Here is a 14,604-nt window from a genome sequence, read left to right on the forward strand (position 1 = left end):
GCAGAAGGTTGGGTAGCAGAGCAAAACGACGAAAAACTCTGGCCCTCAGTGGCAGAAGGTTGGGTAGCAGAGCACAGAGCCGGGAAATTCCAGCTCCAGGCGGTCCAAGGTTGGGTAGCAGAGCAACAGGTTGCGTGCGTTCAACAGTGCTCTGCTGCAAATCTTGACCAAAATTAGGATTCTTACTAAACAGGGGTTGTGATCACCCCACGAACCTCATACACAGCAAAAATTGGCGCGGGATGGAGCAGCTCGGTAGCTCGTCAGGCTCATAACCTGAAGGTCGTAGGTTCAAATCCTACTCCCGCAACCAAAAAACAACGCATTATCAAATGCTTATACGCCGCCCTCCGGGGCGGCGTCTGCGTTTCTAAACCCCGTGGAAGCACTGTGGAAGCAAGCGAGGCGAAGTCAGTGCTGTGGTAACACTGCAACGGGCAAGCCTCATCAATCCAACCGAGTCCAACCAGCACGATCCCGAAACATACTTTTAGGAGATTCTAGCATGACCAAGACATCTAAACTGGACGGGTTCACAACTGCACAGCCTCGGAATGAGACACCGATGGAAAAGACGACCCGCGCAGTCAAGGAAATCACCGACGCAGAGACGAAGAAACGCCAAGACAAGGTCGCCCGCCTGCGCAAGGCACGCCACGAGAGCGAGGCCAAAGACCGGCGCGAAACGGACGCCACAAAGAACTAGCAAACACGACAGGGCAGGCTAAGTCGGCCCTACAAGCGGCGTCTAGGCCACTGAGCGGGGGTGTGCCGGCTCCCGGCCCATAAGAGACATTCACCAACCAACTCTGATACTGCGGTCGCATTCCGCATTGCCGACATTCGTGCACTGTACAGCATTTTGGAGAGGGTCAAACGTCGATCAGCTGACGGAGATGTTGTAGATATTCCTATCTTGAATGGGTTGCGCTTCAAGGCCGAAATCTAAGAGCTCGAAGGCGGGGCTGGTTGGTCGCCAGTGGGTGCAACCGAAACCAGGGCGATTATTGGCACGAACAATCTGATTGCGGGAGACCGAGTGGAATTGGAAGAGGCAATCAACGCCATTTGAAGCACAGAAGTGATCGCTTTTGCCGATTTTGGTGCTAGGGTCGCCCCGTTTAGGCGGCAGGCGTACTGCCCAAGTCCGCGATTTTGGCTTTTTCCCAAAACCGCTTATGACCCCAAAGCGTCCGCAACAGCATTCAGAAAGTCGGATTTGGCGACAGGCTTCATCAGGCGTATGTCCGCTGGACGCAGACCATTGCCATGGACGGTTGCCTCGCTGGCATAACCGGACAGGAAGATCATGGGCAATTCCGGATCCAAAGCCCGAATTGCCTTGGCCAGAGTCGTGCCCTGAAGCGTGCCGGGCATGACGATATCGGTGACAAGCAAATCAAAGGCCGCCGAGCTTTGGAACACCCTCAGCGCATCATCCCCGCTTGCCGCCTCGACCACATCATAGCCTGCACTGCGCAGCATGGTTGCAAGCACCTGCCGGACCTGCAGTTCGTCTTCGACAAGCAAGATCCGCCCAGCATCATGGGCTGTCGCATCGAACCGCGCCGTAGCATCGTCCGATGGGCAAGGCGCCGGTGCATTCACGGCGGGAAAGTACAGCTTGAACGTCGTGCCAACACCAAGCTCGGTATAGACTTGGACCGTACCGTTCGATTGTTTGACGAAGCCTTCCACCATGGCCAGTCCCATGCCAGAGCCTCCGCTTGGCCCCTTGGTTGTGAAGAAGGGTGAAAAGATCTCCTTCAGCGTATCGGGGTCGATGCCTGATCCGGTATCACTGACCGCAAGCATGACATAGCGGCCCGGTTGCAACTCTTCGTCACGCTGATCGGCGTAGCTTTGGTCGATGCGCACATTGGCCGTTTCGATGGTTAGCTTGCCTTGCCCTTTCATGGCGTCGCGGGCGTTCAGCAACAGATTCAACAGCGCGCTTTCAAGCGACGCCCGATCAAGCTTTGTGTGCCAAAGACCGGCCAGAAGCGAGGTTTCGATCTCGATCGCCGCTGGTAGGGCGCGTTCCATCCAGTTTTTTGAGTTTCGGACGACACAGTTAAGTTCCAGCATTTCGGGGGCGAGACGCGCCTTGCGCGCGTGGGCGAGCATGGCCCGCGTAAGCGCCGCCCCCCGTGCGGTCGCTTCCAGTCCGGCCTGAATGTAGCGCTGACGTACGATGTCTGCCTCGTCATCCTTGAGCAACTCGAGATTGCCCATGATGATCGCGAGAAGGTTGTTGAAGTCATGCGCAATGCCGCCGGTCAGCTTGCCAATACTTTCCATGCGCTGCGCGCTTTGGGCGATCTTGGCTTGGCGTTCCGCATCCTGCTGCGCGGCCACTTCGGCGTTGACGTCGATCAGAACCCCTTCAATGCGATAGGTGCCATCGCCCAGGTCCGTGGCTTGGCCGTGGAAATCAGCCCAGCCCGGGGGTACTTGATGCCGCACATACACCGGCGTGCCGGTTCGAGCGCTTTCAACGATCTTTTGAAAGACCACCTGAAACACGTCATTCGGAAGCAGGTCGCCCAACACGTTTGGATCGTCGTAGGCCTGCTGAGGGGAAATGCCCCAGATATCAATAATCTTGTCGCTAAGGTAGATGTTCTTTACGATCCGGTCGGGTGCAATGATCGCTTGGAAGACCAAACCCGGAAGGCCCTCGATCGCCAGTTTGAGACGTTCGGCGGTCTCGTTGTTTTGTGTGCGCAGGTTCCAGATGTCGGTCAAGTCAATGTTCAGACCGAACAGCGTCGCATTCTGCCCATTCTGCGTTTCGTTGAAATGCCAGACCCGCTTGACATACAACATCTCGCCGGTGGTCTTGTAAATCCGGCCAAAATCATGCGTCATGGCGTTGTCACCACTTATTGCTCGGACGCCATTGCCCAGCATTTCGTCGCGATCTTCGGGATGGATCAGATCTGCGTAGGCTTGTGCGCGTTGCTCTGGCGGTACGTCTTGAATGCCGTACATCTCAAGAAGGCTATCGCTCCAGAAGAAGCCACTGGCGTCGGGCGTTGCGTCAAACGAACCGGTACCGGCATCGTCGGGATTGTTGCTGAACGCACCGACACCGGCCTCTTTGAACAACAATTGCATCTGGCGGTCGCGTGTCGCGCTCTGACGCCTTGCATCACTCAAGCGCGCAAGATCCCGAACTACGAACCATACCAGAGAGACGGATACAGCCTGCGCGGCGAGGGCGATGCCCAAAATCGGCAAGCCCGACAGAACATAGGCAAAGCCGGTCCGGTTGGCTACAACCAGATATCCGACGACGACCACCGTGCAGGCCAATGCGATAGCAAGTGGAACCGTGCGTATCGGAGGATTGGGCCATTTTTCGAACGGCGCCAGCCTTTGCATCCAAAGACCTGCAAGGACATAACCTGCCTCTACCGCTACGCCAACGGGGTGCAACTCGCCCCCCATGACATAGCGGGTGACACCAGCGAAGAGAAACGCGATCAGCCCGCTCAGCGGCCCGCCGATGTACGCCGCAAAAACTAATGGGCCAGAGACGCCGTTTATCAGCCCCGCTTGGTTTGGCAGTTCATATCCGGCGCGCACCATAAGCGCCGAAGTGATGCCGAAGGCCAGACCAAGCAAGCTGCGGTGCACCGCCCCAGTCCGTGGCTTGTTCCGGTACAGGAAGACGAACGCCAATGTCGCGCCAAGCAAAGTGGTCGCCACAGCGGTGTCGATGATGGATGCGAAAATTTCACTCATCGCAGGACGCTCGTTTTTTGGGTTTCCGTGATGAAGAACACTCAGAAAAAGCTGCCGTCACAGCGGCATGCGATGAAAGGGAGCGGGTATGAGGCCGGAATTGAGGGGGGGGGGTATTCCTTTCGCATGTCAATCGTCACGCGTTGCTATCTGATCAAGGAACTCCGCTTCGTTTTCCAGAATGTCGAGGAAGCGTTCTTTCGGGATGGGTTTATAGACATTCTTGCCCACCGATAGATCACGCGCCGCGGCGATCATCTTTGCGGCCACGATCGGCGCATCGTCCCCACCGGTCATAAAACGTAGACGCATTGGTCTGGGCACGGAGAGAATGTCATCGATTGCCTCGATGCCATCTTTTTCTGGCATGTTGATATCGATCAGCAAGAGGACCGGCTCATCCCCCTGAGCCAACAACGCTTTGATGCCGGCCCCCGAGTTGCACGTCTGGACATTCCAACCAGCGCGTTCAGCAAACGATCTATATACGTTCGTAAGCTCGGGATCGTCTTCAGCGATAATTAGATGGCGCATGAAATGGTCCGATTGAATTGATTTCTGTATCTGTAATTTGCCGTCAAGCTAATAGCGTTTTTCACCCCTTTCGGGTGAGCATGCACCAAACTGTGTTTTGCGGCAAGCATTGCGGACCAGGGTCCGAAGCTGCAAGGCGGACGGCCAATGCGGCATCACAAATAACTTGATGCATGTTCGCTACACGCTGGAGCTCGGACGCCGTACGGAAGCTCCCCTGATACATAAGAACGGAATTGCTTGCACATCTATGGCTAACGACCCCTTCCCACCCTCTGCCTGTAACTTTAACAGATCGCTGAGGTCAGGTCCAAAGTCCGCTTTAGTCGTCGCGCCAAAAAGTCACGCAACCGCAGCGAAGGTCTCCTTCCCGCCCAACTTTACGTCCACCGATAGCGCCCACTGGCCTTCTGCAGCCGTTCCTCTAAAGTCTTCGGGTGTTCTTCGCTGTAGCGCTGCAGGGCATCGATGTGGCGTTCCATGAAGTCGTAGAAGTCTGCCGGTGCCACGTCTGACACAGCCGCGCGGCTGACGAATAGTCCCAATAGTTGCCGGTCCAGTTCGCGCATTTTGGCGGTGCGGTTGGCATAGATCACTTGGTCGGGTTGTACGCCGCAGCAATGTGCAGACAGGTCATTGCCGATGGTGTCTTCGAATAACCGCCACAGCTCATGTACGGGCCACCGGGCGCGGTTGCTGTCATTTGTGGGGATGCAGTAGCGCAAGCGCCCCAAAGCGTCGTTATACGCATCCCCCAGCGTGTCGCGCAGGTCTTGCCATGTATGCATCTCGAACCTGCCGCGCAGTTGCTTTTGCCCCAAGCGCAACTCGAACCGCCAGATTTGGCTTTGGTCGCGGTCGCTCAGGTCAAGTGGTGCCTGTTGGCAAGAATAGCGTTCCGCATTCCAGATTTCCAGCCAACCGTCTTTGGCCTTCTGCATGATCTCGATACGCTTGTCGTAGATCGCGAGCTGGCGGTTATTGACAGCCCCGGCGCGCAGGCCCGTCACGCGCCCGCCGGTGGCTTGCGTCGCGGTCTCATCGATCCCGGTATATTCTGTCACCTTGGTCCGGGTGGGGTGATCAGGGCGAGCCTGTCAGGCTCAAACCAAGGGGCCAGTATGTCCACGGCAAAGTCCACGCGCGAGACGCGCAGCTGATGCTCTGCGTAAGGAATGCCAAGGGCGGTCATCATGTCCCGGAAATGCCGTTCTGCGTGGTCCAGCCCGCCAGTTGCCAAACCGAACGCGCGGAAATCGACTGTTACTCCGGGATTATTGGGAACACGGTCGTCGGGGTCTTGGAACATCCAGACGGCCCCAAGCTCTCCGGTGTGGCAGGTGAAATTGCGTCCACCACCTTGCGTGACCGACAGAACCTGTCTGCCAAAATGCAGATCGCAATCATTGCCCGATTGTCTGGCATGGGCTTTGGCTCCGGCCAGTTCCGCGCGTAGCTCTGCCGTGATCTCTGTCTGAATGGTGAACCGCAGACCATCAAAACCACTATGCAGGATTTGTCCGTTCATCTGCGCTGGCCTTCAGGACAGGTTCGCCACGCTGTGCGGACCGCTGCAGGGCATGCCAGGCGTATTCTGTTGCCCGCCCCATCCAGGGCATGTGCGAGTGGAGCTCCGCAGCGATTTCATCTGCCCAATTCAGATCTTTGGCCATGACGATCTGCATACTCCCGACAGAAGGTTTCAGTCGGTCATACTCTTCGCTCTTAAGGTGAGAGACGCCGGCGGCTGCGACACGGCGCTTCGATAGCTTATTTGCCTTCGCTGTAATGCGGCGCTTGTCGCTGTATGACAACTCAACGCTGTCAGATGACTCATCTCCGAAAACGTCGATGTCATCAAAGCCTGCATAGCTGTCGTTGGCTTCGCTCGTCACGTTTTGAAATTTCGATTTGCGGACTGCTTTCAAGAAGTCTGTCAGGTGATCAGCGATCACATTTGGGTCCGTTTCATAGAGGGGTACGTCGATAATTTTGATACGCTTCACAGTCAGTTTCCATATCCAAAAGACAGGTCAGGAACCGGCATTATGAGCACATCTTTGGAAATTCTGAAACGCGCAGCGCAATACCGATCCCGGCTAGGGACAAGTCAGATCGCGGATATGAGGTTGTTGTAGCTTCGCATATTCATGCTCAATAGAGGCACCTATTTGCACGGCGAGGTCAAGCCCCGAAGTATACGTTACTCGGAATCTAAACTATTTGCAGGCAAATCTGAAGCATCGGCAATCTGAAGGCGCCTCCTCCATGCCAGAAGATCACCACCGCCTTCCTGCTCGGTCCAGCATTTATAGGCACGTCCAAAATCCAGCGGTACAAGATCGTAGCCAGCACGTTTCAAGGACATACTCAGCGACTCACCGGCAAACGGTTGATCGATACCCTGTCGGCTAGGAAACACATACCCCTCATCAACGCCATGTGCGTGTGTCGATGCCCTCTTGAGGATCTGCAGCAGCCCGTCATGCAATTTCACCTCAACCATTACACCTCCAGCTTTTTGCATCGCTGGGAACCGCCATATCGCCGCTTCCATGTCGAACTGCTGCCAGGTTGCCAGACGGCACTCTTTTGCGTGGCGGGTCGATAGCAGAATAAACCTGATCGGTAAGAACGATGCGGGCCGACGATGATCCTGCTCGATTTGTTTTAGGAACGTGGGAAGTGCATCAAGGATATCACGCCAGTCATTCGTCTGTTCGACACGCACGGGCAGCAATCCGGGTGAAGCTGATCTCGACACCCATCCGCCGCAGGGGCGGGATGATCCGGCGGATGGCTGTTGAGAGCTTGTTTTCCTGCCGTGGGAAGCTGTAGGCGTCTTCTGTCAGGAGCGGATAGCGGTTGCGCAGGACGGTCTTCAGCTCGGTCATGGTGCCGGACCAGCGGGTGTCCTCTTTGGCCAGTTTGAGGATCGCCAATCCCACAGCCTGATTGGGTATGTGGATGATCTGGTCTATACTGCAGAACTGAACTACGCACAGGAGTTTTTGCGAGACTGGCGTTTGGACGTCGAAATCTAAACCGCCATCGGTCAGTTTGAAGCGGTCTGTGCTGGTGCCGGCATCGGCATTTGCCATGACTTTATGGCGTCAGACAAAGCAGGTCTTGTTCGGCTTTGTCCCAAAAAAGCAGTTACCCGCACCTATTGGACAGTCTGGAACAAAAATCAGCGTAGTACCCGCCGCGTGCGTACTGTCGCTGATCTGATCGAGAAAATCATGCGCGAGGACAGAGCGCTTGTTCGACCTTTATCAGATGAGTGAGCGCGCGACGTAAAGGGGATCGGTCTTGATGAAAAAAACATTGGTCTGAGCGACAAAAAGACCAGCTGCTTCGTATAATGATCGAACCACAACTGGAGACGCCTTATGAAAAACTCAAATCACCCACGCCGCAGAGTGTTGACTTGGGCCCTCGGCGTTTTTGGATTTGCCACGGCCAAACCGATCCTCGCTGCAGCGCAAACACCAAGCGCAACAGAGGGTCCCTTTTATCCAACACCCACGATGCGGCGCGCTGATGTGGACAATGATCTTGTCAAAATTCTTGACTCTGTCCAAGAGGCCGGCGGCGACGTTTTCATGTTAAAAGGGCGTGTTCTTGATGGTGATGGTGTCCCTCTAGCCGGGCGGCGCATCGAAATCTGGCAATGCGACATGAACGGCAAATACCTGCACACAGGGGACCGTCAAAACATCGAATTTGACGCGGCGTTTCAGGGCTTTGGCCATGACATTACAGGGGATAGTGGTGATTATGCGTTTCGGACGATCAAGCCCGTAACCTACCCCGGTCGCACACCGCACATTCATGTCAAAGTCTTTGACGGCGACCGCGAAGTTTTGACTACGCAGTTCTATATCGCTGACCATCCCGCAAATGGCCGCGACCGGATTTTTGGTAGGCTATCCCAAAACGATGCGGCGGCCGTCTCTATGGTCTTTGGAGTCGTTGACGGTATCGAACAGGCCGTTGTGGATGTTGTCGTGTGATCGCTGAAGCGACACCGATGGCTTAACAGATGATCTCGTCTTAATATGCGCGCTTGATCAAGCCACGCCTGACAGGTTTCAACGCGAGCGGCCTTTGGTCAATGGGCTGTGTGCCTTGATACTGTTCAACATGGCCTGCACCTTTTGGGTGTGGTGCAAATCGACATGGGTCACGAGCCAACCGGAAATTTTCCATTCCGCCTGCGCGGGGAGAATGGGATGTAGATTGCCACGCCTTTGTGCCTCTATATTTCCCATAAAGCCGATGCCCAGCCCTGCGCTAATGGCTTCTTCGATTACACCGATATCGCGCGAAGATAAGGCCACCATTTCGGGGCGAATATTGTCCTTGATCCAACTGCCGAACGGTAGTCGTTCGTGGGGAAATTCGGGCAGGACAAAAACATGGCCTGCAAAACCGTCAGACACATCAGGTGCCCCACGCCGCACCAAATAGCTGTCATGAGCATAGAGGCTAAAACCGATATCGCCGAATTGCGTGACCACGTAATCAGGATGTTCGGGCTTGCCTCCTGCGCGCAGGGCGATATGGGCCTCACCGTATTCCAGTCGGGCCAGATCCTCGCCTACGTCAACCTGAACGACGCACTGTGGATTTTCTGCGCGGAACCCGTCAATGGCCCCCATCAGCAAACCTGCAAACGGAGGTAGCAACGTGAGTTTTATTTCGCCCTCGATCTGGGCGTTACCACCCCGCACGCGTCCGGTCAGATCCTCGATCAGGTCTTCGGCTTTCTGGCCGACACGCAAAACATCCTGCCCCACCTCGGTCAACGAATAGCCGCGTGCATGCCGGATAAAGATTTTGGCTTTGAACTCATCCTCCAGCGCGTCGATATGACGGTTCACGGTGGCGCGGTGCAGCCCAAGCGCATCTGCGGTAGCGCTGACCGTACCCAAACGCGCCACATGATAGGCCGTGCGTAATTCTGTCCATTTGTCCAATCTAGCAACCTGTACATTATCCGCGCATATCCTGCAATATTACGCACATTGATTGCAAGATTGCGACACTCTAAATGAAGACTCAACGAAAACAAGAGACCTAAGGACAATCCAAATGAAGTATCTCTCTCTCGCCCTGCGCGGCCTTCTGACACTCGCGTTCGTCGCGGCAGGCCTTGCCAAATTGGCAGGTGTAGAAATGATGGTTGGCACGTTTGACGCGATCGGCGTTGGCCAATGGTTCCGCTATGTGACAGGCGCAATCGAAGTTGCGGCGCCGATCTTGCTCTGGCTGCCAGGCAAGCAAGTAGCTGGTGCAGTTGTACTTGGTGCAACAATGGTTGGCGCCGTTCTGGCACATCTGCTTATTCTCGGTCCATCCGCTGTGCCGGCCGTAATTCTTGGACTGATCTGTGTGGCTGTCATCTATTTGCACCGCGCACAGTTGAAAGACCCGCTCGGTAAGGCCGCAGCCTAGAAACAATAATCAGGGGTCCGCACAAACCGGTGCGCGGCCCCTTTTCGTTTACTTGCAGGCAGGAACAGTTATGGAAATCGGCATCGACAGCTTTGCAGCCTTCCTTCCCGAAATGGACAACCGCAGCCCAGCGGGGGCTGTCCAGCGCATGGAAAACCTTCTGGCAGAAATCGAAACCGCCGACCTTGTCGGTCTCGACAGTTTTGGCGTGGGCGAACATCACCGCGCAGAATTTCTGGATGCATCCCCGGCAATCATTCTGGCAGCCGCCGCCGCACGCACAAAGAATATCCGGCTGAACAGTGCAGTCACGGTGCTAAGCGCAGCGGACCCCGTGCGCGTCTTTCAGGATTTCGCGACGATCGATCTGATCACGAACGGGCGCGCAGAAATCGTGGCAGGACGCGGATCGTTTGCCGAAGCCTATCCGTTGTTTGGTTTTGCACGCGAAGACTACGATGCGTTATTTGCCGAAAAACTAGGGCTGCTGATGCAGTTGAATGAAGAAACCCACGTCACTTGGCAGGGCCGCTTCAGGCCTGCGCTGACCGGACAAGGGGTGTTCCCGCGACCGGTTCAGGAAAAGTTGCCAATCTGGCTTGGGGTGGGCGGCACGCCGGGATCGTTTTCGCGTGCAGGCTCTCTGGGGTTGCCATTGATGATCGCCATCATCGGCGGCAGCTTTGAGCGGTTCCGTCCGCTTGTCGATCTCTATTATGCCGCGGGCGCGCAGGCGGGTCATAGCCGCGAAGATCTCAAGATTTCGATCCATGCCATAGGTTTTGTCGCTGAAACCGATAATGCCGCCCGCGATGCGTTCTATCCCGGGTGGGAACGCATGTTCCGCAAGATCGGGCGCGAACGCGGCTTTCCACCCCCTAGTCGTGCGCAGTTCAATGCGCTTTGCGGCCCTGACGGCGCCTTCCTTGTGGGCAGCCCCGCAACCGTCCGCGACAAGGTGATCGCTGCTGACGCAACAATGGGGGGCATCTCGCGGATCACGTTTCAGATGAGCACGGCTGCTTTGGAAACCGAACAGATGCAAAAGTCGATTACACTGTTAGGTACTGAAGTCGCACCGGCTGTGCGGGGTATCATCCGGTCGGAGCCGGACTAGGCGTCGCGTTCCATGATCCATTCGACCTCGGGTGCCGCAACAAAGCGCCATTTGCGCTTGGGGCCCGCCATGACGTTGAGGTAATACATCTCAAACCCGTAAGGCGCACCGCAAGGATGGTGGCCGCGTGGCACGCAGACAACATCGCCGTCGCTGACCGCCATCGTCTCATCAAGTTGGCTGTCATCGGTATAAACCCGCTGGATACCAAACCCCGACGCGGGGTTCAGGCGGTGATAGTAGGTTTCTTCCAGATAGGTGATGCGCGGGTAGTCGTCTTCGTCATGGCGGTGCGACGGATAAGACGACCAATGACCTGCGGGTGTAAACACCTCGGTGACAAGCAGGCTGTCGCAATAGTCTTCGTTTTCCATTGCGATATTGTTGATGTGACGTGTGTTGGTGCCTTTGCCGCGTTCGGTGAGGGTGATGCCGTCGGGTCCAATGCGGCGCGCCTTGTGGCCACTTTTGCCTGGGGCAATGCAGACGGCCACCACGCAGTCGGTCTCAGCCGTGGCTTCCCATTCGGTGCCGTTGGGCAGGTACAAACAATGGGGCGGTGTCTTTTCAAAGACGTTCATGCGTTCGCCCAACACGCCCCAATTCTGATCCGCGCCTGTGATCTTGGCCTTGCCTTCGACCATCACGAGGATCACTTCGTTGTCGCCAGTGGCCTCAGCCGCTGTGTCGCCCGCTTTAAGTTTATAAAGCGAGAACCCGACATACCGCCAACCTGCAGATTCAGGAGTGATCTGATGAACTTTGCCACGATTACCAAAAGGTTTCTTGAGCAGATCAGACATCGTTGTTTCCTTTATCTTCGGGATCAAAGGCTATGAAAAACGCATATGTGCAAATTGCAAAAAGGGCCGCAGCAAATGCAACCCATCCCGGGTGGCCGAACGTTAGTTCAAACAGGCCATAAAACCCGACCGCAACCAACGTGAGAACCCGCCGTATCAGTGGTTTGAAGAACGGATGGTTGAGGCCAAAGAGTTTTATCATTTCGTCACGACCAGCCCAGCCTTGGCACAGGCGGCCAAGATATAGTCATACCCCATTTTCGAATATGTATCAGGAGCTGCGCGTGCGGGGTCTTGTTCCGCCTCGACAACGATCCAGCCTGCGTAATCCATTGCCTTTAGCTTCGCCGTCACAGCGTCAAAGTCGATACACCCATCAGGGTCACCGGGTACAGTGAAGGCGCCGCCTGCCACCGCGTCAAGAAAACTGGCGTCATTGGCATGGATTTGATCGAGAACAGGTTGGCGCACGTCTTTGTAGTGCACGTGGTGCACGCGGTGCGCCCATTTATCCAGAACGGCAACAGGGTCAGCCCCTGCAAAATGCAAATGGCCCGTGTCATACAGCAAACCCAGTTCGGGGCTGGAGCCCTCCATCAGCCAATCGATGTCTTCGGCGTCCTGCACCATCGCGCCCATATGGTGGTGATAGGCCAACTTCACCCCTTGCCCTTCGCTCCACTTGGCAAGTTCTGACAGCTTGGCCGCATAGGCCAATACCTCGTCCCGCGTTAGCTTTGGACGGGTCGACACGGGCACGCCCATCGCGCCCTGAATTGTGTTGGAACATTCCGCATAAACGATGCACGGTGCGTTCAGGGCCGCGAATTGTTCTACCTGCTCGGCAATGGCTTCTTTTTCCTGCTCAACGGTTGACACCATCAGGTTAGCCGAACACCAGCCGCCACAGAGTGCAACCCCGTATTCATCCAAGTAAGTTCGTAAACCTTCGGTATCGGTTGGCATTCTGCGGCCGCGTTCAACGCCGCTGTAGCCAATGCGTGCAGCGTCTTCCATGGCGCCTTCGGTGGTGTAGTCTTTGGTTAGCTCTGGCAAATCATCGTTCTGCCAAGCGATCAAGGAAATGCCAATTTTAACGGCCATTTAGTCGATCCTTTGGGATTTTTTGTTTTCTTGATAATTCGCAAAGGCCTCAACGACCTCGCCGCGCTCGGATACTTCCGGAACGCCCACGTCCCACCACGTTCCACCATGTGGCGTAGATGGGTAAGGGTCTGTGTCGATCACAACGACATAGGGGCCTTTGATCTCGTGACGTTTGGCAAGTGCGGCTTCCAGTTCAGTGATCGTGCTGACCTTGATCGAAGTCGCACCCATTGACCCGGCATGCGCCGCGAAATCAATGTTGGAATTCTCACCGCCCGTTGAATGCACCAGCAGATTGTTAAACTCAGCCCCGCCGGTGCCCATTTGCAAACGGTTGATGCAGCCGTAGCCGCGATTGTCGGTGATCACGGTGGTGAAAGGAATACCGAGCATCGCCGCCGTCGCCATTTCAGAGTTCGCCATCATGTAGGTGCCATCACCTGCAAAACAGATAACGTCCCGTTCCGGCTGCGCCATCTTGATGCCCATGGCACCCGCAATCTCGTAGCCCATGCAAGAGAACCCGTATTCCATATGGTAAGCGCCGGGCTTGCCCGCTTTCCACAGTTTGTGCAATTCACCAGGCATGGTGCCTGCGGCACACATGGCCACGGTGTCCTCAGTGGCGCTGCGTTGCACCGCCCCGATAACCTGCATGTCGGTGGGCAGTGCGTCGTCCTTTGGCGCATCTGTTAGCGGGTCGACCTTGTCAAACCAGTCCTCTTTCAACGCAGCGGCTGGCATGTCGGCCCTGTAACTGCCCAAAGCGGCACCCAGTTCGGTAAGACCCACTTTGGCATCGGCCATAAGCGGCATCGCGCCGTGCTTTGCTGCATCATAGGCCGCCGTATTCAGGCTGATGATCTTGCGCGCAGGATTGGCAAAAAGCCCCCACGATCCCGTTGTAAAATCCTGAAAACGCGTGCCAACGCCCAAAACAAGATCGGCTTTGGCGCAGACCTCATTTGCAGGCTCGCCGCCTGTGACACCGATGGGCCCAAGGTTTAACGGGTGATCCCAAGCCAGCGCTGATTTGCCCGCCTGCGTTTCGGCCACGGGAATGCCATGCGTTTCGGCAAAGGACTGCAAATCGGCGCATGCATCAGAATAATGCACGCCGCCGCCCGCCACGATCACGGGGTTTTGGGCCGCTTTCACAGCCTCGGTCACGCGGGCCAGTTCGCCCGTATCGGGACGAATTCGGCGCTGATACCAAATCTGCGGCTCAAAGAAACTGACGGGATAATCAAAAGCTTCTGCCTGCACGTCTTGGCACATGGACAAAGTCACGGGCCCGCAATCGGCAGGGTCGGTCATCGTGCGGAAGGCACGCGGCAAGGCTGTCAGCAGATGTTCGGGCCGCGAGATGCGATCAAAGTAACGGCTGACCGGCTTGAAACAATCATTCACGCTCACGGTACCGTCGCCGAAGTTTTCGATCTGTTGCAACACCGGATCAGGACCACGGTTTGCAAAGACATCACCAGGCAAAAACAAGACGGGCAAGCGGTTCACATGGGCAAGGCCAGCCGCCGTCACCATGTTCAACGCACCTGGTCCAATGGAAGAAGTCACTGCCATGGCCCGTTTGCGTTTGAGCTGCTTGGAATAGGCAATCGCCGCATGGGCCATCGTCTGTTCATTGTGGCCCCGATACGTGATCAGCGTGTCTTTGGCGCCATGCAGCGCCTCACCCAAACCGGCAACATTACCGTGGCCAAAAATCGCCCAGCATCCAGCGATAAACGGCACCCCATCCTCGTTCATCTGGGCATTGATATAACGCACCAAGGCCTGCGCTGCGGTCAAACGGATCGTCTTTGTCATGGTTTG

Annotated in this window: 17 protein-coding genes and 1 tRNA gene; 6 read left to right on the forward strand and 12 right to left on the reverse strand. The window is 56.0% G+C overall.

Annotated features, from left to right (window positions below):
- Positions 1-236 precede the first annotated feature (236 nt).
- Positions 237-313 (forward strand) — tRNA-Met (locus tag ACJ5NV_RS17160).
- Between the two features lie 192 nt (positions 314-505).
- Positions 506-706: a hypothetical protein gene (locus ACJ5NV_RS17165; RefSeq protein ID WP_411645681.1), complete on the forward strand. Its 201-nt coding sequence runs from the start codon at positions 506-508 to the stop codon at positions 704-706.
- Between the two features lie 470 nt (positions 707-1,176).
- Here the strand turns inward: ACJ5NV_RS17165 and ACJ5NV_RS17170 are convergent, their stop codons facing one another.
- The 7 genes from ACJ5NV_RS17170 to ACJ5NV_RS17200 form a co-directional block, all read right to left on the reverse strand.
- On the reverse strand, positions 1,177-3,750 hold the full coding sequence (locus ACJ5NV_RS17170) for an ATP-binding protein (protein WP_411645683.1): 2,574 nt from the start codon (positions 3,748-3,750) through the stop codon (positions 1,177-1,179).
- 129 nt (positions 3,751-3,879) lie between these two features.
- Positions 3,880-4,284: a response regulator gene (locus ACJ5NV_RS17175; protein WP_411645684.1), complete on the reverse strand. Its 405-nt coding sequence runs from the start codon at positions 4,282-4,284 to the stop codon at positions 3,880-3,882.
- Positions 4,285-4,664: 380 nt separating this feature from the next.
- Complete coding sequence (locus ACJ5NV_RS17180) at positions 4,665-5,348, reverse strand: hypothetical protein (RefSeq protein WP_411645686.1); 684 nt, start codon at positions 5,346-5,348, stop codon at positions 4,665-4,667.
- Entirely contained in the window at positions 5,345-5,812 is a 468-nt protein-coding gene (locus ACJ5NV_RS17185) for a hypothetical protein (RefSeq protein ID WP_411645688.1), read from the reverse strand. Before ACJ5NV_RS17185 ends, ACJ5NV_RS17180 begins: the two co-directional genes overlap by 4 nt.
- On the reverse strand, positions 5,790-6,290 hold the full coding sequence (locus ACJ5NV_RS17190; protein WP_411645689.1) for a hypothetical protein: 501 nt from the start codon (positions 6,288-6,290) through the stop codon (positions 5,790-5,792). The genes ACJ5NV_RS17185 and ACJ5NV_RS17190 overlap by 23 nt, the downstream gene beginning before the upstream one ends.
- Before the next feature lie 197 nt (positions 6,291-6,487).
- Positions 6,488-7,015: a site-specific integrase gene (locus ACJ5NV_RS17195; RefSeq protein ID WP_411645691.1), complete on the reverse strand. Its 528-nt coding sequence runs from the start codon at positions 7,013-7,015 to the stop codon at positions 6,488-6,490.
- A complete protein-coding gene (locus tag ACJ5NV_RS17200) occupies positions 6,993-7,385 on the reverse strand; it encodes a hypothetical protein (protein ID WP_411645693.1) in 393 nt (130 codons plus the stop codon). The genes ACJ5NV_RS17195 and ACJ5NV_RS17200 overlap by 23 nt, the downstream gene beginning before the upstream one ends.
- 6 nt (positions 7,386-7,391) lie before the next feature.
- Between ACJ5NV_RS17200 and ACJ5NV_RS17205 the strand changes: the two genes are divergently transcribed.
- Together ACJ5NV_RS17205 and ACJ5NV_RS17210 are read left to right on the forward strand one after the other, a co-directional pair.
- Entirely contained in the window at positions 7,392-7,571 is a 180-nt protein-coding gene (locus ACJ5NV_RS17205) for a hypothetical protein (RefSeq protein WP_411645695.1), read from the forward strand.
- Positions 7,572-7,676: 105 nt separating this feature from the next.
- Positions 7,677-8,300, forward strand: a complete 624-nt coding sequence (locus ACJ5NV_RS17210; RefSeq protein WP_411645696.1) for a dioxygenase family protein — start codon at positions 7,677-7,679, stop codon at positions 8,298-8,300.
- A gap of 78 nt (positions 8,301-8,378) precedes the next feature.
- On the opposite strand, the gene ACJ5NV_RS17215 is transcribed toward ACJ5NV_RS17210, so the two are convergent.
- Entirely contained in the window at positions 8,379-9,266 is an 888-nt protein-coding gene (locus ACJ5NV_RS17215; protein ID WP_411645698.1) for a LysR family transcriptional regulator, read from the reverse strand.
- Positions 9,267-9,381: 115 nt separating this feature from the next.
- Between ACJ5NV_RS17215 and ACJ5NV_RS17220 the strand changes: the two genes are divergently transcribed.
- Together ACJ5NV_RS17220 and ACJ5NV_RS17225 are read left to right on the forward strand one after the other, a co-directional pair.
- Positions 9,382-9,744: a DoxX family protein gene (locus tag ACJ5NV_RS17220; protein ID WP_411645699.1), complete on the forward strand. Its 363-nt coding sequence runs from the start codon at positions 9,382-9,384 to the stop codon at positions 9,742-9,744.
- A gap of 70 nt (positions 9,745-9,814) precedes the next feature.
- Positions 9,815-10,861, forward strand: coding sequence for an Atu2307/SP_0267 family LLM class monooxygenase (locus ACJ5NV_RS17225; protein ID WP_411645701.1), 1,047 nt, complete (start codon positions 9,815-9,817; stop codon positions 10,859-10,861).
- Here the strand turns inward: ACJ5NV_RS17225 and iolB are convergent.
- From iolB to iolD, 4 genes are read right to left on the reverse strand one after another with little or no spacing between them, the layout of a single operon-like run.
- Positions 10,858-11,664 carry a 5-deoxy-glucuronate isomerase gene (iolB, locus tag ACJ5NV_RS17230; protein ID WP_411645702.1) on the reverse strand — a complete coding sequence of 269 codons (807 nt, stop codon included), beginning with the start codon at positions 11,662-11,664 and terminating at the stop codon, positions 10,858-10,860. The two genes, ACJ5NV_RS17225 and iolB, sit on opposite strands and share 4 nt — an antisense overlap.
- Entirely contained in the window at positions 11,657-11,866 is a 210-nt protein-coding gene (locus ACJ5NV_RS17235; protein ID WP_411645703.1) for a hypothetical protein, read from the reverse strand. Before ACJ5NV_RS17235 ends, iolB begins: the two co-directional genes overlap by 8 nt.
- Positions 11,863-12,768: a myo-inosose-2 dehydratase gene (gene iolE / locus ACJ5NV_RS17240; RefSeq protein WP_411645705.1), complete on the reverse strand. Its 906-nt coding sequence runs from the start codon at positions 12,766-12,768 to the stop codon at positions 11,863-11,865. The genes ACJ5NV_RS17235 and iolE overlap by 4 nt, the downstream gene beginning before the upstream one ends.
- Complete coding sequence (iolD, locus tag ACJ5NV_RS17245) at positions 12,769-14,598, reverse strand: 3D-(3,5/4)-trihydroxycyclohexane-1,2-dione acylhydrolase (decyclizing) (protein WP_411645707.1); 1,830 nt, start codon at positions 14,596-14,598, stop codon at positions 12,769-12,771. It abuts the gene before it with no gap.
- Between the last annotated feature and the right edge of the window lie 6 nt (positions 14,599-14,604).

This window comes from Loktanella agnita, assembly GCF_046640325.1.
Classification (GTDB): Bacteria; Pseudomonadota; Alphaproteobacteria; order Rhodobacterales; family Rhodobacteraceae; genus Yoonia; species Yoonia agnita.